This window comes from Paenibacillus paridis (assembly GCF_006345825.1).
Lineage (GTDB): Bacteria > Bacillota > Bacilli > Paenibacillales > Paenibacillaceae > Pristimantibacillus > Pristimantibacillus paridis.
Map to the genome: position 1 here is coordinate 116,108 of NZ_VCIX01000086.1, position 26,401 is coordinate 142,508.

23 protein-coding genes and 1 pseudogene are annotated in these 26,401 nt (G+C 48.3%); 19 read left to right on the plus strand and 5 right to left on the minus strand.

The genetic code is table 11. The annotated features are described in order from the left end of the window. Positions 1 to 96 precede the first annotated feature (96 nt). Together FJQ58_RS15385 and FJQ58_RS15390 are read left to right on the plus strand one after the other, a co-directional pair. Positions 97 to 1,776 carry a type 2 periplasmic-binding domain-containing protein gene (locus FJQ58_RS15385; protein WP_139994922.1) on the plus strand — a complete coding sequence of 560 codons (1,680 nt, stop codon included), beginning with the start codon at positions 97 to 99 and terminating at the stop codon, positions 1,774 to 1,776. Between the two features lie 868 nt (positions 1,777 to 2,644). Beyond that, positions 2,645 to 3,250, plus strand: coding sequence for a DUF1349 domain-containing protein (locus FJQ58_RS15390; protein WP_139994924.1), 606 nt, complete (start codon positions 2,645 to 2,647; stop codon positions 3,248 to 3,250). A gap of 64 nt (positions 3,251 to 3,314) precedes the next feature. On the opposite strand, the gene FJQ58_RS15395 is transcribed toward FJQ58_RS15390, so the two are convergent. From FJQ58_RS15395 to FJQ58_RS15405, 3 genes are all read right to left on the minus strand, one after another. Continuing rightward, on the minus strand, positions 3,315 to 4,286 hold the full coding sequence (locus FJQ58_RS15395; RefSeq protein ID WP_139995010.1) for an NAD(P)/FAD-dependent oxidoreductase: 972 nt from the start codon (positions 4,284 to 4,286) through the stop codon (positions 3,315 to 3,317). Between the two features lie 240 nt (positions 4,287 to 4,526). After that, entirely contained in the window at positions 4,527 to 4,868 is a 342-nt protein-coding gene (locus FJQ58_RS15400) for a DUF1801 domain-containing protein (RefSeq protein ID WP_139994926.1), read from the minus strand. Between the two features lie 164 nt (positions 4,869 to 5,032). Then, positions 5,033 to 5,458 carry a MerR family transcriptional regulator gene (locus tag FJQ58_RS15405; RefSeq protein WP_238404073.1) on the minus strand — a complete coding sequence of 142 codons (426 nt, stop codon included), beginning with the start codon at positions 5,456 to 5,458 and terminating at the stop codon, positions 5,033 to 5,035. A gap of 200 nt (positions 5,459 to 5,658) precedes the next feature. Here FJQ58_RS15405 and FJQ58_RS15410 point away from each other — a divergent pair, with 200 nt between their 5' ends. From FJQ58_RS15410 to FJQ58_RS15425, 4 genes are all read left to right on the plus strand, one after another. Beyond that, on the plus strand, positions 5,659 to 6,525 hold the full coding sequence (locus FJQ58_RS15410) for an SDR family NAD(P)-dependent oxidoreductase (protein WP_139994930.1): 867 nt from the start codon (positions 5,659 to 5,661) through the stop codon (positions 6,523 to 6,525). A gap of 88 nt (positions 6,526 to 6,613) precedes the next feature. Continuing rightward, complete coding sequence (locus FJQ58_RS15415; RefSeq protein WP_238404075.1) at positions 6,614 to 7,723, plus strand: glycoside hydrolase family 88 protein; 1,110 nt, start codon at positions 6,614 to 6,616, stop codon at positions 7,721 to 7,723. Positions 7,724 to 7,905: 182 nt separating this feature from the next. Then, positions 7,906 to 8,523 carry a DNA-3-methyladenine glycosylase family protein gene (locus tag FJQ58_RS15420; protein WP_139994934.1) on the plus strand — a complete coding sequence of 206 codons (618 nt, stop codon included), beginning with the start codon at positions 7,906 to 7,908 and terminating at the stop codon, positions 8,521 to 8,523. Between the two features lie 16 nt (positions 8,524 to 8,539). Beyond that, positions 8,540 to 9,238, plus strand: a complete 699-nt coding sequence (locus FJQ58_RS15425) for a DNA alkylation repair protein (RefSeq protein WP_139994936.1) — start codon at positions 8,540 to 8,542, stop codon at positions 9,236 to 9,238. 93 nt (positions 9,239 to 9,331) lie between these two features. Here the strand turns inward: FJQ58_RS15425 and FJQ58_RS15430 are convergent, their stop codons facing one another. Continuing rightward, positions 9,332 to 10,012 (minus strand): SRPBCC domain-containing protein, encoded by a 681-nt coding sequence (locus FJQ58_RS15430; protein WP_139994938.1) that lies wholly within the window; start codon positions 10,010 to 10,012, stop codon positions 9,332 to 9,334. A 107-nt stretch (positions 10,013 to 10,119) separates the two neighbouring features. Next, a complete protein-coding gene (locus FJQ58_RS15435; protein ID WP_139994940.1) occupies positions 10,120 to 10,938 on the minus strand; it encodes an SPL family radical SAM protein in 819 nt (272 codons plus the stop codon). A gap of 589 nt (positions 10,939 to 11,527) precedes the next feature. On the opposite strand from FJQ58_RS15435, the gene FJQ58_RS15440 reads away from it, so the two are divergent. The 13 genes and pseudogenes from FJQ58_RS15440 to FJQ58_RS15500 all read left to right on the plus strand — a co-directional run bounded on the left by FJQ58_RS15440 (position 11,528) and on the right by FJQ58_RS15500 (position 25,526). After that, entirely contained in the window at positions 11,528 to 13,360 is a 1,833-nt protein-coding gene (locus FJQ58_RS15440) for a cache domain-containing sensor histidine kinase (RefSeq protein WP_139994942.1), read from the plus strand. Beyond that, positions 13,353 to 14,129: a response regulator transcription factor gene (locus tag FJQ58_RS15445; protein ID WP_139994944.1), complete on the plus strand. Its 777-nt coding sequence runs from the start codon at positions 13,353 to 13,355 to the stop codon at positions 14,127 to 14,129. Before FJQ58_RS15440 ends, FJQ58_RS15445 begins: the two co-directional genes overlap by 8 nt. 122 nt (positions 14,130 to 14,251) lie before the next feature. After that, positions 14,252 to 15,541: an ABC transporter substrate-binding protein gene (locus tag FJQ58_RS15450; protein WP_139994946.1), complete on the plus strand. Its 1,290-nt coding sequence runs from the start codon at positions 14,252 to 14,254 to the stop codon at positions 15,539 to 15,541. Between the two features lie 72 nt (positions 15,542 to 15,613). Continuing rightward, on the plus strand, positions 15,614 to 16,306 hold the full coding sequence (locus FJQ58_RS15455; RefSeq protein ID WP_139994948.1) for a hypothetical protein: 693 nt from the start codon (positions 15,614 to 15,616) through the stop codon (positions 16,304 to 16,306). A 16-nt stretch (positions 16,307 to 16,322) separates the two neighbouring features. Further along, positions 16,323 to 17,234 carry a carbohydrate ABC transporter permease gene (locus tag FJQ58_RS15460; protein ID WP_139994950.1) on the plus strand — a complete coding sequence of 304 codons (912 nt, stop codon included), beginning with the start codon at positions 16,323 to 16,325 and terminating at the stop codon, positions 17,232 to 17,234. Continuing rightward, positions 17,218 to 18,072 carry a carbohydrate ABC transporter permease gene (locus FJQ58_RS15465; protein ID WP_139994952.1) on the plus strand — a complete coding sequence of 285 codons (855 nt, stop codon included), beginning with the start codon at positions 17,218 to 17,220 and terminating at the stop codon, positions 18,070 to 18,072. Before FJQ58_RS15460 ends, FJQ58_RS15465 begins: the two co-directional genes overlap by 17 nt. 26 nt (positions 18,073 to 18,098) lie before the next feature. Beyond that, positions 18,099 to 19,439 (plus strand): FAD-dependent oxidoreductase, encoded by a 1,341-nt coding sequence (locus FJQ58_RS15470; protein WP_139994954.1) that lies wholly within the window; start codon positions 18,099 to 18,101, stop codon positions 19,437 to 19,439. A 659-nt stretch (positions 19,440 to 20,098) separates the two neighbouring features. Continuing rightward, positions 20,099 to 20,595: pseudogene (locus FJQ58_RS15475) on the plus strand (SRPBCC family protein). A 375-nt stretch (positions 20,596 to 20,970) separates the two neighbouring features. Further along, entirely contained in the window at positions 20,971 to 21,303 is a 333-nt protein-coding gene (locus FJQ58_RS15480; protein ID WP_139994956.1) for a hypothetical protein, read from the plus strand. Between the two features lie 178 nt (positions 21,304 to 21,481). Further along, positions 21,482 to 22,837: a dipeptidase gene (locus FJQ58_RS15485; protein ID WP_139994958.1), complete on the plus strand. Its 1,356-nt coding sequence runs from the start codon at positions 21,482 to 21,484 to the stop codon at positions 22,835 to 22,837. Between the two features lie 333 nt (positions 22,838 to 23,170). After that, positions 23,171 to 23,518, plus strand: a complete 348-nt coding sequence (locus tag FJQ58_RS15490; RefSeq protein WP_139994960.1) for a VOC family protein — start codon at positions 23,171 to 23,173, stop codon at positions 23,516 to 23,518. A gap of 9 nt (positions 23,519 to 23,527) precedes the next feature. Beyond that, positions 23,528 to 24,019: a EutP/PduV family microcompartment system protein gene (locus tag FJQ58_RS15495; RefSeq protein ID WP_139994962.1), complete on the plus strand. Its 492-nt coding sequence runs from the start codon at positions 23,528 to 23,530 to the stop codon at positions 24,017 to 24,019. A 457-nt stretch (positions 24,020 to 24,476) separates the two neighbouring features. Beyond that, a complete protein-coding gene (locus FJQ58_RS15500; protein ID WP_139994964.1) occupies positions 24,477 to 25,526 on the plus strand; it encodes a M42 family metallopeptidase in 1,050 nt (349 codons plus the stop codon). Positions 25,527 to 26,401: the final 875 nt, after the last annotated feature.

Genomic DNA, 26,401 nt, shown 5'->3' on the forward strand with positions numbered 1-26,401 from the left:
GAGTCCTATGGAAACTAACAAATTCATATAGATGACTTCCCCGACAAGTTGGTAAAGTAGCTTATGTGATCATCTTACTTCAAAGGGGACTTAAACATGAGTAAACTTAGAAAAGCAGGAATGCTGCTCGTTGCTATGGCTTTTATCGTAAGTGCTTGCAGCGGTAATGCCGGCAAGAACGATAATAAGGGCACGGACAGCGGAGCAACTACCGGAACGACGACAACCGCCTCCGATGAGGCATTTGCTAAAGGCAAATACGATCCGCCAATTGAGTTCAGCACGGTTATTATGCCTAAGAAATACACGAATGGCGATACGAAAGAAGACAATGTCCATGACCGCTGGATGCTGGAGCAGTTCGGCATGAAGCACAAGGACACTTGGTACCCTGCTGGCAACGATCAATACAAGCAGAAGCTTCAGCTTGCCATTGCTTCCGGCGAGAAGCTGCCTGATTTTGTATTCGTGCCAACGGATGCGATTTTGACTAACCAGCTGATTGATTCCGGACAGTTCCTGCCAGTCGATGAGCTTTTCGAAAAATACGCGAACCAAACGTGGAAAGACCACGCTGCACAGCATCCGGAATTGTGGTACCCGTTCACGAAGGACGGCAAGAAGTGGAACATTCCGATTCTTGAGTACACCGACAATGATGATACGCTTCTATGGCTGCGTGAAGATTGGATGGAGAAGCTGAACCTTGAAGCTCCAAAAACCATTGCTGACCTGGACAACATTCTCGATAAATTCAAAAACGAGAACCCTGACGGATTGGCAGCTAAGGATGTATATCCGCTAGCCATTTCATTAAAAAACAATACTAACACGTGGATGGGCTCGCTTGATTGGTTATACGGTGCTTACGGCACAATCGAGGAGCAATGGAACAAAGATGCTGACGGCAACTTGGAATATGGTTCCGTTAATCCTGGAGCGAAGCAAGCACTTGCTAAGCTGAAGGAATGGATGGACAAAGGTTATATCCACCCGGATGCGGCTTTGTGGGATGAAGGCAAAACGGCTGAAATTTGGACGAACGGCAAGGCAGGCGTACTGCCAGGCGCGAACTGGGTACCAGACTGGCCGGCACCGGATCTGCTCAAAAACGTAAAAGGCGCTAAATACAAAGCTTACCCTGTACCTGCTGGCCCTGATGGCCAGATCGGCACGAAATGGCAAAACTCAGGCGTAAACAGCAGCTTTATGGTTAACAAGGATGCAAAACATCCGGAAGCTTTCTTCCTGTACTACAACTATTTGCTTGATAACTTGGCTAACCCTGCCGCTGGCAGCGCTTATGAGTATGGTTTTGCTAAGGGATATGACTGGGATGAAGTAGACGGTCAGCCAACGAACAACAAAGATAAAATCAAAGATTTCAACAATGAGTTCCCGTTCCTTACCGGACCGGCGCGTATTCCTGACCTTTATATGAAAACGCTCGTGAAGCTTGCTGACGGAGCGGCGCCTGAAACGCCATATGAGAAAAATACCGCTGAATTCCGTAAACCGGAAAACTGGTACTCTGCGAAAATCGTAATGTCGCAAATTGATATTCGCAAACAAAACTTCTTTACCGGTGCGGCAACAACGACGATGATTTCAAAATGGAGCCTTCTGCGTCAATCCGAGCTGGAGACGTTCAACAAAATTATTTACGGCAAATTGCCAATCGACGCCTTCGACAGCTTCGTAACGAACTGGAAAACAAATGGCGGAGATCAAATCACTAAAGAAGTGAATGAGTGGTTTACGTCGGTATCGAAATAATCTGTAATCGTGTGGAGGATACGCGATAAGGCTGTGAGCAGCAGCTTTGCGGGACATCCTCGATAGTGGTGGGAAAAGGGCTAACCCGAGTTGTCGGGTTGGCCCTTTTTTTGAGCGTCTATAGCTGCCTTTTTAGTATGGAGGCGTTAGGGGGAAGGGGCGCTCTGAAGAGTAGATCTGTTTCATCGGAATTGATTTTTCTAAATTGAACTGAATTTTTTGTGTTGGTCGCTGCGTGAGCAGAACATTCTGTAGGGTCGCGGTTGTAACCAGATTCTTTGATTGACTTACACATTTAAGGTAAGTATCTGGCTACAAAGGCGAACCCTTCGTTTCTCCAGAACGATCTTCTCACTTCGCGTACACCTTATTTTTTAGTTCAACTTATATAGAATAGCCGATTTAGGCCTGAGGTTAAGAAAATAGATCTAAAAAATAGATCTATTCCACCCAAATGGGCTGATTTGGAGAAATAGGTCTAAAAAGTAGATCTATTCCGCCGGATATGATCTAGATGAGCCGATTAAGGCCTGATGTTAAGGGAATAGATCTAAAAAATAGATCTATTCCTCCCAAAGGGGCTCCGTTGGAGGAAATAGGTCTAAAAAGTAGATCTATTTCGCTGGATATGATCTAGATGAGCCCAAATAGGCCCGCTGCAAAGGAAATAGATCTAAAAAGCAGATCTGAAAAATAGATCAGTTCCCCCTTCTTCTACCAAAATGGCAGGTCGTACTGACCCTAGTCGGGTCGAATAGAGCCATTGCATAATTTTTACAATGAATCATAATAAAAAAGAGCACGCTGAGGGTGAATGAGACGGCTCGGCGTGTTCGGTAAATTTACTTGAAAGCTAGGTGCTACATAGATGTCGAGAGTAATTGTTTGGAATGAGGGGAACTGGACGACAGAGCCTGTAGCTTATCGGCAAGAGGGCGAGGGGCTAGTGGTAGAAGCGCTCAAGGGGAGCGATTATTGGCAAAAAACGATGTATGGCTTTGAGCATGATAACGGCCATGCCCTCTTGGCTCCATGGAAAGAGAATGAGGCGATTGAAATCAGCTTTGAATTAAAGGGGTTCACGGAGCTCTACGACCAGGCGGGCATTATGCTCTGGCAGGGCAGGACAAGCTGGATCAAAGCAGGCATCGAGATTAACGATGGCGTTCCGCATATAGGGGCGGTCGTCACGGATACTTATTCGGATTGGTCCCTCTCCCCGGTGCCGGAATGGATGGGAGAGCTTGTAACGATTCGCGCCTCCCGCTCTCAGGATGCCGTTATTATTAGGGCAAGGACGCAAAACCATCCGTGGAGAACGATTCGGGTTGCTCGTTTCCTGAATGAAGGCGGCCAGCAAGCGGGTCCGTTTCTTTGTGCGCCAACAAGGGCGGGCCTAGAGGTGGCTTTTACACGTTGGGCTGGAACGGCGCCGGATGAGGATATCCATATTGATCCGCCCGTGAGTGATTGATAAGCAAAAATGCCGGGAACGTCTCATCAGACGGTTCCCGGCACGAGAATAGCTCTGTTATGCGTTAAAGCTTCATATTGCTGCTATGCCCCGGCGAAAGCTTGGCTGTAGGGTCCAGATAGACTTTGGCGTTGTTGATCGCTGTAGGAGCTTCACCGAAGCCGACCGCGATCAGCTTCAGCTTGCCGGGATAGGTCGTAATGTCGCCCGCGGCAAAAATACCCGGAATATTGGTTTCCATCCGCGTATCCACACAGATCGAGCCGTTTTGAATATCCAACCCCCATTCCGAAATGGGGCCGATCGAAGAAATGAAGCCAAAGCTGACAATAAGCTCATCGCATTCTATTTCATGGGGCTGTTCCGATTTCTCATATCTCACCGTTATTTTCTCCAGATGTTTCTCCCCATGCAGCTCTGTAATCTCCGCCGGAGTCACCACCTTAACCTTGGAATTCATCAGATTTTCCACACTATGCTCATGGGCACGAAATTTGTTTCTGCGATGAATGAGGGTAACTTCTTTCGCAATAGGCTCCAGCATCAGCGCCCAATCCACCGCCGAATCTCCGCCCCCGTTAATAACGACACGCTTGCCCGCGTACACGCTTAAGTCATTGACGAAATAGTTTAGATTGGTTTTCTCAAACCGGCGGGCCTCCGGCAAGTCTAAACGCCGCGGCTCAAATGCGCCTATTCCAGCGGTAATTACGATAGATTTGCTGTAATGAGTCGTTTTATCCGTGATGATCTCAAAGTGATGCTCTGCTCTCTTGATGACTTGCAGTACCTTCTCCTCAAGGCAGGTTTCCACGGGGAAATGCCTCATTTGTTCAGTAAGATTATGAACAAGCTGCTGCGCGGTTACTTTAGGAAAACCCGCAACATCATAAATGTACTTTTCGGGATAAAGGGCAGCCAGCTGTCCGCCAAGCTGCGGCATGCTATCGAGAATTTTGACGCTGGCCTGACGCATGCCCGCATAAAAAGCCGCAAACATACCGGCAGGCCCGCCGCCGATAATCGTAATATCCATAAAGGGGGTTGATTTCTCTGTTGTCACTAACGTTCTCTCCTTTAGACGGTGTAGATGCAATGGTTAAACCATTAAATAAAGATATTTGTTTATAAAGTAACGATAGAGGTTTCAAACCACTTTGTCAACTTTCTTGTTTATAAAGTCAGGAGCCATCTGTTCTCTAAAAAGAAAAACAACCAGCTAGCCGACAATGGCTAAATGGTTGTCATAGGTCTTAGTTAATCGCTTGGCATAAGGTTATAAACCCTCGGATGCTTGCTTAAGCAGCGTTCCCAGCCACTCGTAATCCACAGCTTGTCCTTCGCCAATTTTAATCGTTTTTCGCTCTAGCGGTCCTTCGAACGCATCTTCCGGTAAAGTTAATTCTGCTGTATTAAAAATCGTAAAACTAACTGCTTTTTTGGAAGGAGAGATGACGGCAGCATATTTTCCATTTTTAAGAAAATGAGGTTTTTTGTATTGAATACGTTCCGCAGCATCGGGAATGGCTTGATGAACCATTTGCCGGAGTCCATGGCTGATTTCAACCTGCCATTGTAAGGGGTTGCTCTCAATAAATTCGGTAACTTCCTGATTCATGTGATTACCGCACACCTTTCTCGTTCGGGTTGAGAGCAATTGCTCCCATGGACTGTTTATTATTCTGAATTACTAGCTTCCTTATTACATTAGCATAATTTGGATAACAGCTCAATCCAGCGACAATGGATTTATGGCTAGGAGAACAAGCAGCCTATTGAAGCTTATTTCGTCTTTATGGCCGAAATCAGCTTATTTTCTCCTTTAAGCGTACAGGGCTCTTCAATCTCGGTTTGCTTCTGCATCTTGGAATCGATAAAATCGACGATTTCTTGCAGGGATTCGATTTGGTTGACGATTTTGCTCCGATGGGTTTGCATCATCGCGAATAGCTCAGGAAAATTCCGGATCTCATCGTCATACGAAAGATTAAGAAACGGCTTCATTTCCTCCAGCGACATGCCAGTTTTTTTGAGACAGGCAATGAGCTTCATAGTAGCGATATCATCCGGCCGATAGATACGGTGTTTATTTTCTTTGCGCTCCGCAGGCGGGAGCAGGCCGATTTTCTCATAATAGCGAATCGTATCTTCTGAAATGCCTGTCTGCTCGGCGGTTTCTTTAATAGTAAGGGCTAGTAGCTCGCTCAACCGTTTCACCTTCCTCATTGTATATGTGACTATAGTATATAACTTGGAGTCAGCTCCAAGTCAATCGATTTTGCACAGGAGGCGAAGAAGTTCTAAAAATAGTATGAATTGCGCTTGACTTGGAGTCGGCTCCAAGTTATAGACTGAGCACATTATCGAGAAGCAAAACGAAGCTGAACATATCGAGGGAGGAAATGATAATGAAAAACAAACATACAAAAGGAACGGCGCTTATAACGGGAGCCAGCAACGGAATCGGACTGGAGCTGACGCGCAAAATGTTGGGCGAAGGCTGGCAGGTTGCGGCACTAATACGTTCAGGCTTCCCGGAAGGTGACCCGTTGATTCGTGAGGCGCTAGACCGCAAGCAGCTTAGGGTTTATGAGGCCGATTTGTCCGATTTTGATCAATTAAAGCGAGCTTTATCCGAGATCAAGGCCAAGGAAGCGAAGCTCGATTTGCTGTTTAATAATGCAGGCGGGAGTATGGCAGAGCCAACATTCTCGAAGCAGGGGCGCGAGCTGCATTTTGAGCTGCAAACGGTAGTTCCCTATATGATTTTAATGGAGCTGAAGGAGCTGCTAGGCAAAGGGAATTTGAAAACGATAATAAATACCTCTTCTTATGCGTTCAAGCACCGGAAGGCGTTCGATCCTGACTCATTAGAGAAGCCCGCGGATTTTACAAAGCTATTCGGGCCCTACGCGGCTTCGAAGCTGGCTTTATCGCTATGGACGCAGGAAATCGCCCCCCAGCTAGCACGGGAAGGGTTTGAAATCTGGAGTGTCGACCCAGGTGGGAATAATACGATACGGAAAGGAAAAAAATCAGGCATTCCCTTCTATTTGAAGCCAATCATCAAGCTGTTTTTTCCGCATCCAAGCAAAGGGGCTTCTCTCCTGTATGAAGCAGCCTTCGGGGATCATCAGGCGAAGCCGGGCAAATTTTTTGTAAGCGGCAGGGTGACGGAGCTGAAATTTCAAGAGCATGGGCGCAAAGTGCTGGAGAAAGTAAGCTCGATCTACAAGCAGGCGTTTGCGGAAGATACCGGCAGGAGGATTCAGTAGCGCAAGATATCAACATTTTCACGCAGGAATTCAACACATTTATTGCCTTTGCCAAGCTATAATCAAGAAAAAAACGGTGGAGGCTACAATGATGAGCAGCGCATATTGGAATGAAATCATGGAACGGCTGGATGAAAAAGTAACGCGAACGATTTCGCAAATGGGCGATAAATGTCCGCATTTTGCTGGCGAGGATGGCAAGTTTGACGATATTGGCTCCGACTGGTGGACGACCGGCTTCTGGCCAGGCATGCTCTGGATTATGCACGATATGACGGGCAAAGAGCATTATAAGAACGCGGCGTGGCGCTGGGATGAGGAGCTGGAGCAATGGTTCATTAAGCCAACGGAAGAGATGCATCATGACGTAGGCTTTCAGTTTCTCTCCACAGCGGTCATTAAGCACATGATCACAGGAGATAAGGACGCATTCCGCCGGGGCATTGAGGCGGCTAACTTCCTAGCTGCCCGATACAATCCGGCAGGCAGATTCATTCGCGCATGGAATGGAGAGAGGTATGGCTGGGCCATTATTGACTGCATGCTGAACATATCGCTGCTCTTCTGGGCGAGCAAGGCGACTGGCGATCCGCGTTATAAGCACATCGCTATTGCACATGCGGAAACGACGATGGAGCATGGGATCCGTGAGGATGGCTCGACCAAGCATATTTTATCGTTTGATGCAGAGACAGGTACCTATATCGAGAACTTCGGCGGGCAAGGGCTGTCCGCGGAATCATCGTGGAGCCGAGGCACAGCGTGGGGGCTATACGGCTTCATCAATGCTTATCGCAACACTGGCGATGCTCGTTTTTTGAATACGGCGAAGCGAATTGCTCATTATTTTATCGCAGCTTCTCCTGAGGATTATGTACCGTATTCCGATTTTCGTTTTGAGTCGCTGGAAGGCCGTTACCGAGACAGCTCGGCAGCCGCAATTGCCGCATCAGGATTGCTAGAAATCGCTGAGGTCGTACCCGCAGGGGAGAAAGGCCTTTATGCTGGCGCTGCGGAACGCATTCTTCGCTCGCTTACGGAAAATTACGCAACGTGGGATTATCCTGACCATGAGGCGCTTCTGCTTCACGGGTCTAGCAGCGTATCCGCAGAAGCGGAAGGCTCGCTAATCTATGGCGATTATTATTACATCGAGGCGATCGCCAAGCTGAATGGCTGGAAGCATCGCATCTACTAAACAGCAAGCAGCCTTCCCTGCTAGTAAGGGAAGGCTGCTTTTTTTATCATGGAACAGAACCAAACAACGGCTTTAAATAACGAATTCTTATTCGTTATCTTGCTGTCCTATTCCGGCTTAAGCACAAACGTGCGTCGGATAAGGTATAGTTAGCTTAATGAGTTGGATCGGAGGCAGGACAAATGGGAGGCGTGAAAACAAAGTTTTTTAATTATGGGCAGGAGGAAATCGATACTCTCAAAAGCATGGATAAAGAGCTGGGGACAGCGATGGAGCGGCTGGGCAAGGTGGAACGCTTGATCATTCCTGATTTGTTCACCGCTCTTATGCATGCCATGGTTAGCCAGCTTATTTCGGCGAAGGCCGCACATACCATTTGGCAGAGAATGTTGGACAAGCTGGGCGAAATATCGCCGCAAAACATAGCCGGACAGACTGTTGAAACGATACAGTCCTGCGGCGTGACAATGAAAAAAGCCAGCAGTATGCTTGCCATAGCAGAGAAAATCGCGCAAGGCGAATTCCGGCTGGATGAGCTTCATCAACTGCCCGATAAGGAGGCCATCCGACAGTTGGTGAGCTTGAAGGGCGTCGGCGAATGGACAGCCGAAATGCTGCTCATTCACGGGATGGAGCGCCACGATGTCGTAAGCTGGGGCGATATTGCCATTCGGCGCGGCATGATCAAGCTATATGGGCTTCCTGCTCTTACAAAGGAGCAGTTCGAAGAGTACCGAAAGCGATATTCGCCGCTCGGCTCGATCGCATCTATTTATTTATGGCAAATTTCATTTGAATAGCGGAAGGGGAACCTTAATGGAACAAAGCATAAAAGAGCAATTGCTTGGCTTGGCCGAACCGGATTTTCAGAAATTTACCGCGGCACTCATCCCGAATATTGATAATGTGCTCGGGGTGCGGCTGCCGCTGCTTCGGAAGCTGGCTAAGGCCATTGCGCAGGGGGATTGGCGAACCTATCTGGCCCATGCGGAAAGCGATTATTTTGAAGAGGTCATGCTGCAGGGCATGGTGATCGGCACAGTGAAAGCGGAGATCGAAGAAATGCTGCGTTATGTGGCGGCGTTTGTTCCGAAAATAAACAATTGGTCGGTATGCGACAGCTTTTGCATTGGCCTGAAATTCACGAACAATCATAAGGAAGCCGTATGGGACTTCTTGCAGCCTTATTTAGTTTCTGAACTTGAATATGAAATACGGTTCGGAGTCGTCATGCTGCTCGACTTTTATATTGAAGAGCCCTATATCGAACGGCTGCTTTCACTGCTAGACCAAACGAAACGCGAGACTTATTACGTTCAAATGGCGGTAGCATGGGCCATATCGATCTGTTACATTAAGCTGCCGGGGCCGACGCTTGCCTATTTGGAGAATAACTCGCTGGATGATTTTACGTACAACAAAGCCCTTCAAAAAATAACGGAGTCCTACCGAGTAGATCAAACGTCTAAACAAATCATCCGAGGCATGAAGCGGAAGACCAAAGGAAAACGATAAGTTTGCGGCTAGGTTGATTGGTCTTATAGAGGTTTTAAGGCATGAAAAAACAGGCTGTCCTTATTTTAATTAGGACTGCCTGTTTTTTTGCGATTATAGAAGATGCTGCGTTAGCTGGCGAATAAGCTGCAGTCCGATAGGCGTCAAGGCAACGGAATCATGTTCGAAGTATCCCAAATAGCGAAGACTGGCGAGTGCCTGTTCATTCTCCTTTTTAAAATGGTCCTCTACAGCGCTCTTCAGCTCAGCATCATCCATGACAGCAACTTTTTGGGCGCCAATGTGTTGGATGAGCGGGTAGAGGGCGAGAATATCCTTTAACCCGCCAAACATTAAGCTCCAGCCGTGCTCAGATCCGCTCCGATATTCTTCGAGTGCTTTCGCGATATCAGCCTCTGTCCACCCTTCTTCATGAGGCACGACGATCGTTTGCGTAAAGGTCATTTCGCAGCCATGCTCCTGCGGCGCAATATCTACCGTTAGACGGTCGATCGATTCGCTAAACTGCGGCATCTGAAAGGTGAAGACGATCCGGTTAGGGCGACTCAGCTCCACATATTCGCCGACAGCTTTGTAGTCCTTGCCTTGCCGATGATCGGCAATCGTCCAATGACCGCCAACGCGGGCGTCATTTTCGGCTAACGTATTGGTGGATTCCGTGGTCATGAGCCATTTCTTCATCATCTCCGGACGAGTCCAAGCATCGAAGAGCAGCTCGGCGGATACGGCAAAATGACGCTTCATTTCTAAAGTTGTTCGGGATTCGTTAGCCATGCGTGACATCCTTTCATTTTCTTATTTTGAAAATCGCGCTTAGCTTCAGTGCTGTTAGTATCTTCAGGTTGGCAAGCCTATAATTCCATATACGGTGGCAAATGGCATTAAGGCTCAAAGCCTTGCTGGCTAATATAGATTTGTTCCTCGGGGAATACCTGCTTCAACCGTTCATACACTTTTTGGTAAGCCGAGGGGTGATACCACTCTTCCAGACCCAACTGCTCATAAAGCGATTGAATCGCCATCTGACGGGTTCGCTTGCCGCCGCTTCCATCGCCCATAAAATAGTCATCCAGGCAGACGCGGTCGACGAGCGGGCGCAACAATTCGGAAAACCGTTCGCTGCTCGGCAGCATTGGGGCAATGGCAGCTTGCGTTGGAATGCCAGCTTCGGCAAGCAGCTCGAGTGTCTTTAGCCTAGCGCTGATCGGCGGGGCGTGTGGCGAAAAATGCTTGCGAATATCCTCGCGGTCGGTCTCCACCGTCATGCTTACCCGCACTTTATCGCCTAGTCGCTGAAACAGATCGATATCTCTTCGGACAAGCGGGCTTCGCGTTTGCATCAATAAAAATTCGGGCGGATCATCCGCCATCACCTCAAGCAAAGAACGGGTGATTTGCTCCTTGTGTTCAATGGGCTGATACGGATCGGTGCTGGAAGACATAAAGATCGTGACTGGCCCTTTGGCTTTGGCCTTTTTTAGTTCCTTTTGCAAAATGGCGGCAGCGTCCTTTTTGATATCGACCCACGTCCCCCATTCCGCACCTCTAAACGTCGAAACCGGCATTTTCCGAACGTAGCAATAGGAGCAGGCAAACGAGCAGCCCGTATAGGGATTAAGCGAGTGGCTGTAACCGGACAGAAATCCGGTTCCTTTATTCAGAAGCGTCTTTGGCTGTTTGGTTAAGTAGTCTATGCGCATAAAAAAACCTGTTCAGGGGTTAAGGTTCGAATGACTGACATAGGGTCACCTCCATAACCAGTATACCCTCAATGTGAACGTATGTACCCTTTTTTTGAGTGTAAGAGCAAGATAACGAAACATGAGACAGCTAAGCGGAAAAATGAAACTATAGTGATGAAACAGCAGGAATTCATCCTGTTAAAGTACTGCTATTCGCTTCGCGGTTGATATAGCAGGAATTTTTCCTGTTAAAATAGCGCTACACGCTTCGTAGGTGAAATAGCAGGAATTTATCCCGTTAATCTAACTGTTTCAGCGAATTTCGGCTGTTTTCGTGAAATTAAAGGTAACAAATCCTGTTAATTCACTGAATTAGCTCAAATCCCTTGAATTAAAGGGAGAAAATCCCGTTAAATTTCTAAATAGGCTGAAATCCATTCATTGGAGGAGAAAATGACCTATAGAACAAACGGAGGCGGGCATATCAGCTGAATATTCCATACTACTTCCGAAATGTAAAGGATAGGATTCCAATCGATGCTCATTATACGATAAACTTCTATAAATAGTAGGATGTCACTTTATTTAACGACAGGAGGAAACACCCTTGATTCAGTGGATGAATGGCCATTTCAGAGAAAGCAACCTGCGAACAAGGCTGTTGATTCTGTTCACCGTGCTTATACTGCTGCCGCTTAGCCTGCAGGGCATGGTGACTTATCGCCACTTCTCGGCAACGATGAATGACAAGACGGAGCAATATACGATTGACATCGTCCGGCAGATCAGTGCCAATTTGGATCGGCAGCTTAAGGATTTCGAGAGGCTGTCCCTTATGCCGCTGTACGATCAGATGGTGCTGTCCATTCTGGCCAAATACAACGGGGCAATGGGCTCGGGCACGTGGGTACAATCCGATGATTATATGAAAATGAAGCTTTATACCTCCGGGCAGGCATATGACCGTCCGGAGATCCGCGGCATCCATCTGATAAGCAACAGCGGAGTCCTGTTCTCGAATGTCGATGCGATGGCGATTGATGCCGTATGGGACGGCAGGCAGGATGACTGGTTTACATCGCTTGCAAGATCGGAAGGGGAGTGGAGAATTATCCCGCCGCATAAGCCTTCCTATTATAGCGTTTCCGATGCGGAAGCTTATATCTCGGTTGCCAGAGTGATTCGCGAACCGAAGACGCTGGCCCGGCTTGGTTATATATTGATTGATGTGAAGCTGGAGGCGTTCGGCGGCATTTTATCCAACCTGAATGTGGAGAAGGAAGCGGGGCTGATGATTGTGGATGGCCTGCAGCGACTATTGTATGAGCGAGTGTCGGCGGACGGCATTTCCGCCTATGAGGAGATCATGAAGCAGGGGCAGCCGCAGCAACTCGAAAGCGGGCATAGGAAACGGCTGGGCAGCAGCGACTACCTGTTCGTTCAGCATCATTCTTCGTATTCAGGCCTGTCGGTCATCGGACTGACGCCAATCGCCGTTATTCAGAAGGAATCGCGCGAGATTATGAAGTTCACCTTATGGTTTGCTGTCGTGTGCGTCGCCATAGTTATGATACTGGCCGTAATGCTTTCCTACCGGATAACAAGGCCGTTAATTGTACTGAAAAAAAATATGGCAAGCGTCGAGCAGGGCGACTTCAACAAGCGGGTGACCCCGCTGACCAACGATGAATTCGGTCAGCTCGGACGTGGCTTCAACAAAATGATGGAGGAAATCAATCGCCTCTTTCACGAGGTTTTTGTGCTTGGAATTCGGGAGAAGGAGGCGGAGCTGTCTGCGCTTCAGAGCCAGATTAATCCGCACTTTATTTACAATACGCTGGAGTCGATCAACATGATGGCTGTTCAGCGGAAGCATGCCGAGGTATCGGACATGGTTTCCGCACTCGGCAAGCTGCTGCGATATACGATCGACAAAGCCGGCAGGCTTATTTCGCTGCAGGAGGAAATTGATTTTGTTCAATCCTACGTGCGAATCCAGCAGGTCCGCTATGGGGGCAAGCTGCAGGTTTTTTATGACATTGATGATGAGGTCAACGAATGCCGCATACCGAAGCTGATTATGCAGCCGCTCGTCGAGAACGCCGTTTATCACGGCATTGACGGACAGGAAGAGGGAGGCACTATTTGGATCTCGGCCCTGCGATTTGAGGACGAGCTGCTCATTACCGTGCGGGACAATGGCAAGGGAATGGGCGAAGAGGAGATCGATGCGCTAAACGAGGAGATAAGCAAGCTGCCTTCCTATCAGTCCTTGCAGCGCAATGACGAGGATGAGCTGGGGCTGAACAATATTTATCAGCGCATATTGCTGATTTACGGTGAAGGCGGCAGCCTGACGGTGGAGGGAAGTTTGGGGCAAGGCTTGGCGGTCACGATAACGATACCCTTACAGGAAAAGGAGGCAGAACAGGATGTATAAGGTGCTGCTTGTAGAGGATGAAATGGTCATACGCCAGGGATTGCGGGAGCTGATCCGCCAGTCGGCACATTCGTTCGAGGTGACGGGAGAGATGGCAAGCGGCACAGAGGCGTTAGCTTATTTGAAATCCGATATGCCTGATGTCATGATTACCGATATTCGGATGAGAGAGATGGACGGGCTGACGCTGATGGAGAAGGTGAAGCAAATGTATCCGGATCTGCTGGTCATTATTTTGAGCGGATACGGAGAATTTGAATACGCGCAGAGGGCGATTGCATGCGGGGTGTTCCATTATTTGCTGAAGCCGATCGAGCGACATGAGCTGGTAGCTGTGCTGCAGAAGGCGCGCGTGCTGCTGGATCGAAAATATGGAGTATCTGCGCCACAGCTCGAAACGGAATCAGAAGCTATGGAGGCAGGCAGGGATGCTCGGAAAATTATCCGCGATGTGAAGGAGTATGTAAAGCTGCATCTAGATGGGGATTTGCGCCTGCAGACCGTTTCTTCCCAGGTAAGCCTAAACGCCACGTATTTGAGCCAGCTGTTTAAGGCAGAGACGGGAGTTCTCTATTCGGATTACGTGTCGGAAGCGCGCATTGAACGCGCGAAATGGCTGCTGACGCATACGCAGCTCAAAATTTACGATGTGGCGAGGCTGTCCGGCCATCAGAGCCCTAAACATTTTATGCTCGTATTCAAGCAGCAGGCGGGGCTGACCGCAGGCGAATACCGCAATCAATTTAATCCGCCTAGCAGCTTAAGTTAGATCATATGACAAAGAGATAAATAAAACGAACCTTTCCTGTAATCTAAGTGATTTAAGAGCTGCAAGCTCCTCCGATATACTTAAGTAGTCATCACAAACTAGCGACCGTTAAGGGGGATTTTATGAAAAAGGCAGGTTTGGCTCTCATGGCTACCGCGCTGCTTGTTACGGCGATCGGATGCAGTACGAATTCCGACAAAAACGTAAACAACGCAGCGGGGAAAAAGGAAGATGTTGAGTTGAAGTTTCTCATGTGGGGCAATCAAGGGCATATGGACGTCTACAACAAGCTCATTGATGGCTTCAAACAGGAAAATCCGGGAATTCAGGTGAGGATGGAATCGGTGCCTTTCGCCGAATACCAGCAGAAGATCTCCGTGCTTGCTGCAGGCAAATCGCTGCCGGACATCGCATGGGTATCCGAGCGGATGGTTCCTCAGTTTAAGGAAAACGGAATTTTGGCGGATGTGTCGGAATTTAAAGACGATGCGGATTTTAAGCTGGATGATTACATTCCTAGCACGCTGGATCTGTTCCGCGATGGCGATCAGCTGTTGGGTCTGCCTTTCTCTACGCCGCCCGTTGTTATGTTTTACAATAAAACGTTATTTGATCAAGCACAATTGACCGATCCGAATACGCTGGCTGCCAAAGGCGAGTGGACATGGGAGCAGTTCGAGCAAAGCGCAAAAGAGATTTCGAGCAGCGATGCCAAAAACCGCGTGTATGGCGCAAACTTTTTCCGTGACTGGAAAACTTGGGCGATCCTCTCTTCGTATTCCTGGTCCAACGGCAGCGGCCCGTTCAATGATGATATGACCGCCTTTACTTGGAACGACCAATATGGCGTGGAGACATTCGAATTGCTGGAGCGCATGATGTTCACTGAGCTCTCTCACCCGAAGGCTGGCGAGCAAGTGAGCTTTGATGCAGGTAACGTTGGGATGTTCTTTGACAACTACAGCTACGTCTCGAAAGCTAGAGAAATAACGAATTTCGAGTGGAGCATTGCGCCAATGCCGTCCGGTTCACAGGGCAGCGTGCCTATGCTTGGACAAGCGGGCTATACGCTGTTTAAGGACAGCGAGCATCCGGAGGAAGCGAAGAAGCTGTTGAAATATTTCGCCAGCCAGTCCGGAATCGAGCAGACATCGACTTTCTTCGTACCGCCGCGTACGTCGGTGTTAAATTCGGATCTGTTCCTGAATCAGCCGAACAACCCGCCGAAGGAGCATATTATTCAAGCCGTTATTGACGAAATGCCAAAAGCACGCATTATTCCGGGACACATTCGTTGGCAGGATATCGACAATACCGTGCTGCAGGGCTTTGACCGGCTGTTTGGCCGTTCAGGAACCGCAAAGGACAATTTAGCTAAAATGCAAACCGAAGTAGACGCTGTACTGAAGTAAGCAAAGGATGCGGAATGTCCGGTCCGCTTCGCGGCCGGCTTTCCCTCCAACCAAGCAAAGGAGTGGAACGCAGTGGGGAAATTACAGCAGCGATTGAAAGACCATGAATTATCCTTGTTCATCAGCCTGCCCGCGAATGATGCAGCGCTGGCTAAGGCAGCACTTGAAGAAGGCGCCGATGCGCTTAAAGTCCATTTTAATGTGGGGCATCGCGCAAGCGGTACGCACTTTGGTTCGCTTGATGAATACGAAGCGGAATTCCGCAGCATCCGCGAACAGTTCGATGGACCGTTTGGGGTTGTGCCGTCCGGCAGTCTTGAGGGCGTTTCCAAAGAAGATATTATGCGGCTCGCGCCTCTAGGCTTTGATTTTTATTCGATTTACGCGCATCATCTTCCTTCGTTTATGCTGGAGAACCATGGGCTTGACCGGACGTTTGCCATCAATGAGCAATACGATTTGGACCTTGTACAGTCCGCCAGCGATTTTGGGTTTACGGCATTGGAAGCTTCCATTGTGCCGGGGAGCGAATACGGCACGCCGCTCAGCTTTGCGGATGTGATGAAATATCGGCATTTGGCGAAGCATTCGGGGCTGCCCGTCGTTATTCCTTCGCAGCGGCGTTTTGTGCCTGGCGATATTGCGGCGCTTCGGGATGCGGGCGTGAAAGCGGTTATGCTGGGAGCCATTGTGGTTGGAAAGACGGAGGATGAGCTCCGGAGAGCAGTAAGCGAGTTCCGCAATGCAATGGATAGACTGAGCTAGAGGGCGGTGTACCTTAATGAAGAAAACGGGCAAAAAAAGAAGAGGGCCGCTTGCCCGGGAAGCGCAATGGACCGGCTGGCTGTTTATTTCGCCAATGGTATTGGGTTTTACCTTGCTGCTGCTGTTCCCTATGGGGCAGGCACTTTATATGAGCTTGACGGATTGGCCGCTGCTAGGCGATCACAAGTTTATTGGGCTTGAAAATTATCGGAATATTGCGACAGATTCTATGTTTTGGAAAATATTCGGGAACACGGTCTATTTTACGGTGGGCCTGGTCCCGCTAAATATTGTGCTGGCACTGCTTCTTGCCCTACTGCTATCCAAAAGCATGAAGGGAATCGGGCTGTTCCGCACGGCGATTTTTGTACCGGTTATGACTTCTCTGATCGTATGGTCCATTGTCTGGAAGTATATGTTCGCAACAGATTCGGGCTTAATCAACCAGCTCTTGCTGCTGCTGGATATTAAGGGACCGGCGTGGCTGTATGACGAGAAGCTCGCGATGCCGGCGGTCATCGTAACGAGTGTGCTGAAAAATGTCGGGCTCAACATGGTGCTTTTTATCGCCGCCATTCAACAGGTGCCGCGTTCGCTGTACGAGGCTGCGATGCTCGACGGCGCAGGCAAGAGCAAAAGCTTCTTTAATGTGACGCTGCCCATGATTACGCCAACGGTGTTTCTAACCGTAGTTATGACCGTAATCGGCTCACTGAAGGTGTTTGGCCAAATTTATGTCATGACGCAAGGAGGGCCGAGCAACAGTACGAAGGTGCTGGTGTATTATATATGGGAAAAAGCGTTCAAATTGTTTCAGATGGGGTACGCCTCGGCGCTCGCATTCGTTCTGTTCTTTGTCGTGCTAATCTTGACACTGCTGCAGTGGCAGCTCAGAAAGAGGTGGGTGTTCAATGAAAGCGACACCTAATTTGGACAAGCGCAGGCCGCTTGAGGCGATAGGCGTGTATGCCGTGCTTAGCGTTATCGCGTTTATTATGCTCGTGCCATTTCTGTGGATGCTGTCCACCTCCTTCAAGGAGCCGCAGGACATTTTCACCTATCCGCCAGAGCTGATCCCATCCACGTTCAGGTTTCAAAACTACGCTGATGTATTTCAACTGATCCCGTTTCACCGGTTTTATTTCAACAGTGTATACATCGCATTTGTTGTTGTAGTCGGCACCGTGTTTTTTGCATCGCTGGCTGGCTATGCGTTCGCGAAAATTCCGTTTAAGGGCAGAAATCTCGTATTTCTGATCTTGCTAAGCGCCATGATGATTCCACATGAGGTTACGGCGATTCCGATGTTTCTATTTATGCGTGAATTGAATTGGATCGATACGCATCTGCCGATCATCCTGCTGCCGATCTTCGGCGCAGGCGGCGTGTTCGGCATTTTCGTCATGCGGCAGTTTTTCATTACGGTGCCAACGGAGCTGGAAGAAGCGGCGATGATCGATGGCTGCAACCGCTTCCGGATCTATGCGCAAATTATGCTGCCGATCGCGAAGCCGGGCCTTGCGACACTGACCATCTTCACTTTTGTGACGGTATGGAATGACTTTTTTGACCCGTTGATCTTTATTAATTCACGAGAGCTGATGACGCTGCCGCTTGGCTTGTCACTGTTCACGGATGAAGTAGGCACATCCTGGCATTATTTGATGAGCGCGACCGTCATGGCGACGGTGCCTTTGTTAATCGTATTTTTTATGGCGCAGCGGCGCTTTATTGAAGGGGTAGCCATGACGGGGCTTAAGGAATAAGAAGAGCAGTGAAAGGAGAAATTTGCGTGAACAACACAATAGAAGCGGAAGTCGTTGTCGTTGGCGGCGGTCCTGCTGGGATAGCAGCGGCAATTGCCGCTGGACGGCAAGGCGTCAAGACGGTTCTGATTGAGCGCTACGGCTTCGTGGGCGGTATGTCCACTGCCGCGATGGTTTATCCGTGGATGACCTTTCATACCGATAGCGGCGAGCAAGTCATTAAAGGCATCGCACAGGAAATTGTAGATCGGCTGCAGGAGCGCGGCGGCTCGCCGGGACATCTGAGGGATACCGTCGGCTTCGTGCATACGCTGACCCCGTATCATCCGGAAATTTATCAGGTGGTTGCGGCCGACATGCTGCGCGAGGCGGGCGTAAAGCTGCTGCTGCACAGCTTTGTGGACGAGGTTGTCGTTAAGGAACAAGTAATCGAGGGCGTGTATGTCACAAACAAGTCAGGCCGATCGCTGATACGTGCCCAAACCTTCGTTGACACGAGCGGCGATGCGGACGTTGCCCACCTGTCCGGAGCCGAAACGCTGCAAGGGCGCGAGGGAGACAATCAAGCGCAACCGATGACGATGAAGTTTCGGATGCGCGGCGTTGATCTGGCTAAAGTGAAGGATTATATGATTGAGCATCCGGAGGAGTTTTACAAAAAGACGCCCATTGCAGAGCTGCCTCACCTGCCTCTGACCGGTGTAAGCGGCTTCTACTCGCAGTGGAAAAAGGCGAACGTGCCGATCAACCGTGATCAGGTATTGTTTTTCACTGGCCCTGCCGATGATGAGGTGCTTATAAACTGCACCAGAGTGCAGGGGCTAGATGCGACCAGCGCCGAGGATTTGACCGAAGCGGAGCAGGAGGGTCGCCGCCAGGTGCTGATGATGGCCGAGTTTTTGCAGCGTGATGTGCCTGGCTTTGAGCGTGCTTCGATCTCCGTAGTCGCCCCGCAAATCGGCATTCGGGAATCGCGCCGGATTGTCGGCCGCTATTTGCTGTCGAAGGAAGATGTGGTCGCAGGCCGGAAGTTCAGCGACGTGATCGCCCGCAGCGGCTACCCGATAGACATTCATGATCCTTCGGGCAAAGGCGTGACCGCCGCTTTTATCTCGGGAGATGGCGCATACGATATTCCATACGGCTGTCTGTTGTCGCGCAATATGCGCAACTTGCTGGCAGCGGGGAGATGCATATCGACCTCGCATGAGGCGCTCGCGACTACCCGGTTAACGCCAAGCTGCATGGCCACTGGCCAAGCCGCGGGAACGGCGGCGGCCCTAGCGGTGCTAACCAAGGTAGATCCTGCGGATGTCGCCATTGCCAAGTTGCAAGAGGAGCTGCGCAAGGAGAAGGCAGCTATTTAGCAAGATACGTAAGAGCATTTGGATGCAAAGTGAAGGAAGTCTAGAAAGCTAAAGAGAGATAAAGAGAGAGAAAGATAAAGAAAAAGAGTATAAAATCGCTTTTAATCATAGCAACGACAAGTAGACCGCTCATATAGGCGGTTTATTTGTTTTTTTATGAAGAAGGATAGCAATAGGCAATGCGGCATCAAATGAAAATGAAACCAAAGAATCCGACTAATGCCGCGACCCAGTTTGGCTAGTGATTTCAGAAAATATTGGCTGAGAGGGAAGTATGTTAGCTTAAATCGTTTGAAGGAGTGCTGGCAGAATTATCGGGAAGTTCTCATGAATTAGCTGGAATTTCTCCCGTTAAAATCTTATTAATCAATTGATATATGAAATAGCTGGAATTTGTCCTGCTAATTTCCTTGATTCGCACCATTGTAGGTTGATTCCTTGAAATTAACGGGAGAAAATCCATCTAAATTCCAATATAAGCTCAAATCCATCAGATTAGAGGGAGAAAATCCTTCTAATATATGTTGAACAAAAGAAATGAGGTGTAAGCGAAGCGAGAAGATCGTTCTGGAGAAACGAAATGTTAGCCTTTGTAGCCGGATTCTTACCTTTAAACACACTAAAGCAGCTTGCTGGGCAGGGACAATTGGAGGATGAACATGGCTGAGCAACTCGTGATTACCCGCGTGCTTCATGCGCCGCGTGATTTGGTATTTAAAGTATGGTCTGCCGTTGAGCATTTGAAAAAATGGTGGGGGCCAACGGCGCTGACCATTGACTATGCCAAGCTGGATTTCAAACCAGACGGCAAGTTTTATTATAAGATGGTATCGCCGGAAGGCGATGAGTTGTGGGCAGATTCGTATTTAGCGAAATCATTGCGCCGGAGAAAATCGTATTTGTCAATTCGTTCTCGGATAAAGAAGGCAATGCTGTTCGTGCGGCGTTTGATGAAACGTTCCCTCTAGAAATCGAAAATAAGTTAACTTTCGAAGAGCATGACGGCAAGACAACGCTGACGCTTCGCGGCGGACCAATCAACGCCACTGAGGCAGAACAGCAATTTTTCTTGGGCATGTTCGATTCCATGAAACAAGACTTTGGCGGCACATTCGATCAGTTGGAAACGTATTTGGCGTCCGTGCAAGGAGAGTAAGGGAAGCAGGTAACAGGCCTATGCCCTTAGAGGCTCATCATCATCATCATCATCAAGCTAAGAAAGATCCCCGCTGACTCAATGCTGCGGGGTCTTTGCCGCGTCTGCTGAGCAGAGAACGGACTCCGTTTGCCCGAATTCAGAATCGACAATGACCGCTATACATTTTGCGCCGAACTCGCTATGTATGATCGATAAAAAATAGTTCCGTTCAGCGATAGTTTCTCTTCTTCGTTATAGTTCTTCGCCCTCCCGAAAATAACTCCTTTAATCTTCGAAAGCTAAAACAAGGCATGAGTTTGGCTGACGTATGATGGTCATTATGGTAACCTTAAATGGTGTAAATTGGAATTTTTTACGAGAAGGGAGATGCCTATGTTTCAGCTTATTTTTCCATTCATCATTGCCTCAATTGGGGTTGCTGCCGTAATAACCTTTGCGGTAAGAAAGAAAGGGAGCTATCGAAAACTAACAGGGAAACAAAAAACGGTCTTTTTTACATGTCTCATTCTGAATTTGATAGTTATAATGGTTCCGTTCAAAGCAGGCAATCTGCTGGCAGGAGCATTCATTGCATCTAATATTTCCATTGGATTTGCGCTGCTAACGATGTTTTTGGTTTATTTTCAAAAAGAGAAATACTCGTACGTCTGTCTTGCTGCAGCCACTATCTCAGGTGCTGCAGCTATACTATTAAAGCAGCTTTGATCAAGCAGCATGCCATGGCTGCAGAGCAGGTATGCTTATCGGGCATGACTTGGATTGGCACTCTAGAAGTCGCCGTTTCTATTCTTAATGGATTCGTATTATGACGGCTATTCTGGCATAATTACTTAGCGAAGGTATATGATATGGATATAAATTGTATGGGAGGATGAAATCACCGATGAGTTATAAAACTTATTTTCAAAACATAAGGGAACAACAGTTGGACGAGCTGAAGCAATGGTTGTCGATCCCGAGCATTTCTGCCCTGTCCGCGCACACGGCGGATATGAACAAGGCAGCGGAATGGCTTGCGGACGCGCTCACCCGCGCGGGACTCGAGAATGTAGAAGTGCATCAAACCGAAGGCCATCCGATCGTGTATGCCGATCATCTGCATGCTCCCGGCAAACCTACCGTGCTTGTTTACGGCCATTACGACGTGCAGCCAGTCGATCCGCTGCATTTGTGGACGACGCCTCCCTTTGAGCCGGATATTCGTGACGGCAAGCTATACGCGCGGGGAGCGACGGACGATAAAGGCCAGGTGTTTTTACATATTAAAGCGATAGAAGCCATATTGCAGCAGGAAGAGCGGCTTCCGGTTAATATCAAGCTGTGCATCGAGGGCGAAGAAGAAGTTTCCAGCCGGAGCCTCCCTCCTTTCTTGACGATGAATCGGGACAAGCTGGCTGCTGACGTCATCTTGATTTCGGACACCTCGCTGCTCGAGCCGGGCAAGCCCGCTATCAGTACGGGACTTCGGGGATTGTGTTCCCTAGAGGTTACCGTGAACACAGCAAATACTGATTTGCACTCCGGATCCTATGGCGGAGGCGTTCCTAACGCGCTTCATGCCCTCGTCTCATTGCTTGCGACTTTGCACGATGATCAGGGCCGCGTAGGCGTTGACGGATTCTATGAAGGCGTGCCGGAGCTTTCGCCGCTCATGAGAGAAGAGTTCGCCAAGCAGATGCTGGACGAAGATGGATTGAAGGCAAGTCTTGGTCTTGATGCGTTGTACGGCGAAGAAGGCTTCTCCTTTGTGGAACGCGTCGGTGCGAGGCCAACGCTTGAACTGAACGGCGTTTACGGCGGATTTCAGGGAGAAGGCACCAAGACGGTCATACCGAAGGAGGCGCATGCCAAGATCACCTGCCGCCTAGTTGGAGACCAAGACCCACAGGATATTCTGGACAAGATTAAACAGCATTTGCAGAAGCATATTCAGCCGGGAGCGAAGCTGCACATCCAAGACGGCGAGAAGGCTCGTGCTTTCAACATCGATCCTTCCGACCAAATGCTGCAGTTGGCTGCGGATGCTTACGAAGATGTTTATGGCACGCGAGCGCTGTTCACGAAAGACGGAGGGTCGATTCCGATCGTTGAGACTTTCTCCCGCGAGCTTGCGGCTCCTGTCGTTATGATGGGATTTGGTCTTCCGGACGAGAATCTGCATGCGCCGAACGAGCATTTTAATCTGTCCAATTTCGACCAAGGGCTTCTGACGATCGTATCGTTCCTGAAGCGGCTATAGGGATGGAGAATCGCGAAGCAGCTGGCTTCGCGATTTTTTTTGGATCATAAGGGTGTTCAACGAAAATAAAGGGTGAGATCGGTATTGTTATGGACGTTGTTGACTAGAGAATAAAGCTTAGGCTGGAGAATGGCACCCAGCTAGGTGGAAGTTAAAGTTAATGAAGGGATTTTACGGGGCTCCCCGAAATTCTTTACACCAGAAGACGGGGCATTTGTGGCTCCGCAGCTGAGTTGGATTCGATACGAGCATACGGAAGGCCGAGAAGAGAGAGAGTACGTTTAATGTAAGCCGGATAGCTACAAATTTGATGACAGACAGGAGCTGGATATGATGATAAAAGGTTTTGGAGGAATATTTTGGAGAACTAAAAATCTTGAAGCAACAAAAAAATGGTACAGCGAAGTATTAAAAATTGAAATAAACAATTGGAATGGGACTGTAATAAAACCCGAGTTAGGCAATGAGACTATTTTTTCTTTCTTTACCGAGAATGACGATTATTTTCCAACAGAACAACAGGTGATGCTGAACTTCCAAGTTTATGATCTAAACGAGACGATTCAGCATCTTGAACAAATTGGCATACCCCTTGCGAAGAAAAAAGAGGTTAGTGATTTTGGCAAGTTTGTTTGGATTGAAGACCCTGACGGTCGACTGATCGAGCTTTGGGAGAAATAAGGGGCACATGTGAAAAAAGTTCTTATCATTGGAATTGTAGCAAGCGGCAAAACAACCTTGGCGAGGCGATTATCGGAAAAGACGAATATTCCTTGGCATGAGCTGGATTCTATCGTTCATCATCAAACGGCGGCTGGACGAGTTAAACGCACAGCAGATGAACAGGTCGAGGTCATTTTGGAAATGGATAAAGTCGGAGAGTGGATATTTGAAGGAACGGACCGGGCATCCTATCAATGCTTATATGAAATGGCGGATACGATCATTTTTCTGGATACACCGTTATGGAAACGCAGAATCAGAATATTCGTTAGGTTCATGAAACAGAAGCTGGGTATGGAAGCGTGCCTCTATAAACCGGATATCCAGATGTTGAAAATGATGTATACATGGACGAAGGATTTTGAGAGAGACAGAGACAACTTTGAAGCCAAGCTAAAGCGATATCAAAATAAAGTGATCAGACTACACGATAGTAAGAAGATTAACTTTGAAAGTTAAATGAGCACGCGTGTGCAAAAGTTATGATTTTTTTTCGAAGGGTGCTGTCGATATCAACGGAAATAGTCCTCGCTAAACGTAAGGTTACTTTTTTGAGGTAAAGGAATTGGTTACTGGAAAGCTATCCTGCACGCATGCATTAACTTTACGCAATTTAGACCTTGTGAGGAAGCTATCCTGCATGAATGCAATAGAATGTCCTTTAAATCCAGCAAAGTAGACATTAACGGATAGCTATGTTGTATGGAATGCAGGATAGGCGGCGAAATATTCGATAAAGAGCGTTTATCCTGCGTGAGTGCAAGATAGATAGCTATGATTACTCAGCCAGCTGCAAGTAACAATACAAACTCCATAGATGAGGACTCCCATGCAACCTTGAATTGGCCTTTACCCATAAACAAGCGATATACTTAAGCCATAGTAAGCTATTCCGTAAATAGAGGAGATGTAAAATATGACGTCACCGCTTGCACCGCAGTTAGACCGCAGCTACATATCTAGCCAGCTTGAGGCTTTGCTGAACATACCGAGCCCGAGCGGCTACTGCATGGATATAATGAAATACCTCGACTCGGAGATCAGCAGGCTTGGTTATACGCTTGAGACTACGCCGAAAGGAAACGGAATAGTCACGATACCTGGAGAACTGCCAGATCATGTCATTGGATTGTCTGCTCATCTGGATACGCTCGGAGCGATGGTGCGCTCGATTAAATCAAATGGCATGCTGCGTTTTACGCCGATCGGCGGGTATGCCATGCATACGGTAGAGGGAGAGTATGCGGTCATTCATACGCGTGACGGCAGGAAGTATGAGGGAACGGTGCTTTCGACGAAAGCCTCCGTTCATGTTCATGCGGATGCGAAGGATTGGAAGCGCGAGGAAGCCAACATGGAGATTCGAATCGACGAGCTGGTGAAAACCAAAGAGGATACCGAGAAGCTGGGCATTTCCGTCGGGGATATCATATCTTGGGAGCCGCGAACCCGTATTTTTTCAAACGGCTGGGTAAAATCGCGTCATTTGGATGATAAAGCAAGCGTAGCTGCCTTGCTTGGCTTGTTGGAATGGTTAAAGCGCGAAGGAAAAACGCCTGCCCATCCGATCAAGCTCATCTTCTCTACCTACGAGGAGGTCGGGCATGGCAGCTCGCATATTCCAGCGGATATCACGGAGCTCATTGCGGTCGATATGGGGGCGCTTGGAGATGACCTATCCGCGACGGAGCAGGACGTATCGATATGCGCCAAGGATTCGAGCGGTCCCTATGATTATCAAATGACAACGAGACTGATTGAACTCGCCAAGCGCGAGAAGCTGGCTTATGCAGTTGATATCTATCCGTTCTATGGCTCTGACGCGACAGCAGCGCTAAGAGGCGGAAGCAATATCCGAGCAGCCCTGATCGGGCCGGGAGTACACGCCTCTCATGGCATGGAGCGGACTCATCTGGATGCTGTGGTTCATACGGCGGCTTTGCTGCTTGCTTATATTATGGAGTAAAGCTGGCTTGGAAGTTAAGAGTTTGTTTCTAAATAAGCCCCTGCGCGGCCGATATTCATTTCGGCGGTACAGGGTTTTTTTTGCTATCTAAGCGTAGGGGAAAACTTATTTCTTATTTGCTTACTAAGGTATGATTTAGAGATCGCCGAGGAGAGCGAGCAGCAGCTACTTGCCCTTATTCGTCAAAATAAGCTGTTCCTAGGACGTTTGGAGAAGCGCCGCACCTAGTCATTTAGGGATAACATGGCATGTAATGTTGGTCCATTTTCAGGGCTTTTGGAGCTTTATATTTATCCCGATTCATGGGTTGAAATCCTGACCGCCGTCATGGGGAACTTGGCCAAAGAACATAAATTTCTTGCCTGAATCGTTTGAATGTCCGCTTTTAGGCCGAATTCAATGCTTTTTTTTCATTAGAATCCGTTTATTTTTCTTATTTTATTGTAAAGATAACGCTCTCAAAGGTGAAAATGTACAGTTAAAAGGCCTTCGCGAAATATGTCGAACAGGAAAAATGTCCTGCTTAGGTAGGATGCTGGTCAATAGTCCCTTCTTTTGATCTGATAATATCGTATTTTTTGCCAAAATTAACGTGGAATACGACTGTCCAATTTGACAAAAACCTAGGATTTTAAAGGGAAAAAAGCGAATTTTGCTTTCGGGTTTATGAGTCTATAGTGGGATTCTCTCAGAAAATTCATAAAGCGCTTCCAATTGTCAGAATTATTAAATTCTGCAGTAAAAAAATGCTAATTTATATCCCACTATTCGCATCAATTAGGAGTCCGTACTTATGAAAACGGTCCTGAAAATGAGTAGGAATGTCTAATCCGCACCATGTCTTTATTCCCTCAAGAATTATGATCGATTGTGTC

Bases quoted from the DNA above. Each gene is read 5' to 3' on its own strand.
- FJQ58_RS15395 (WP_139995010.1), bottom strand. From the start codon at position 4,286: ATGGATATTACGATTATCGGCGGCGGGCCTGCCGGTATGTTTGCGGCT.
- FJQ58_RS15400 (WP_139994926.1), bottom strand. From the start codon at position 4,868: ATGAATCAGGAAGTTACCGAATTTATTGAGAGCAACCCCTTACAATGG.
- FJQ58_RS15500 (WP_139994964.1), top strand. From the start codon at position 24,477: ATGACGTCACCGCTTGCACCGCAGTTAGACCGCAGCTACATATCTAGC.
- FJQ58_RS15490 (WP_139994960.1), top strand. From the start codon at position 23,171: ATGATAAAAGGTTTTGGAGGAATATTTTGGAGAACTAAAAATCTTGAA.
- FJQ58_RS15390 (WP_139994924.1), top strand. From the start codon at position 2,645: ATGTCGAGAGTAATTGTTTGGAATGAGGGGAACTGGACGACAGAGCCT.
- FJQ58_RS15480 (WP_139994956.1), top strand. From the start codon at position 20,971: ATGTTTCAGCTTATTTTTCCATTCATCATTGCCTCAATTGGGGTTGCT.
- FJQ58_RS15385 (WP_139994922.1), top strand. From the start codon at position 97: ATGAGTAAACTTAGAAAAGCAGGAATGCTGCTCGTTGCTATGGCTTTT.
- FJQ58_RS15435 (WP_139994940.1), bottom strand. From the start codon at position 10,938: ATGCGCATAGACTACTTAACCAAACAGCCAAAGACGCTTCTGAATAAA.
- FJQ58_RS15415 (WP_238404075.1), top strand. From the start codon at position 6,614: ATGATGAGCAGCGCATATTGGAATGAAATCATGGAACGGCTGGATGAA.
- FJQ58_RS15465 (WP_139994952.1), top strand. From the start codon at position 17,218: ATGAAAGCGACACCTAATTTGGACAAGCGCAGGCCGCTTGAGGCGATA.
- FJQ58_RS15420 (WP_139994934.1), top strand. From the start codon at position 7,906: ATGGGAGGCGTGAAAACAAAGTTTTTTAATTATGGGCAGGAGGAAATC.
- FJQ58_RS15445 (WP_139994944.1), top strand. From the start codon at position 13,353: ATGTATAAGGTGCTGCTTGTAGAGGATGAAATGGTCATACGCCAGGGA.
- FJQ58_RS15410 (WP_139994930.1), top strand. From the start codon at position 5,659: ATGAAAAACAAACATACAAAAGGAACGGCGCTTATAACGGGAGCCAGC.
- FJQ58_RS15460 (WP_139994950.1), top strand. From the start codon at position 16,323: ATGAAGAAAACGGGCAAAAAAAGAAGAGGGCCGCTTGCCCGGGAAGCG.
- FJQ58_RS15425 (WP_139994936.1), top strand. From the start codon at position 8,540: ATGGAACAAAGCATAAAAGAGCAATTGCTTGGCTTGGCCGAACCGGAT.
- FJQ58_RS15430 (WP_139994938.1), bottom strand. From the start codon at position 10,012: ATGGCTAACGAATCCCGAACAACTTTAGAAATGAAGCGTCATTTTGCC.
- FJQ58_RS15485 (WP_139994958.1), top strand. From the start codon at position 21,482: ATGAGTTATAAAACTTATTTTCAAAACATAAGGGAACAACAGTTGGAC.
- FJQ58_RS15450 (WP_139994946.1), top strand. From the start codon at position 14,252: ATGAAAAAGGCAGGTTTGGCTCTCATGGCTACCGCGCTGCTTGTTACG.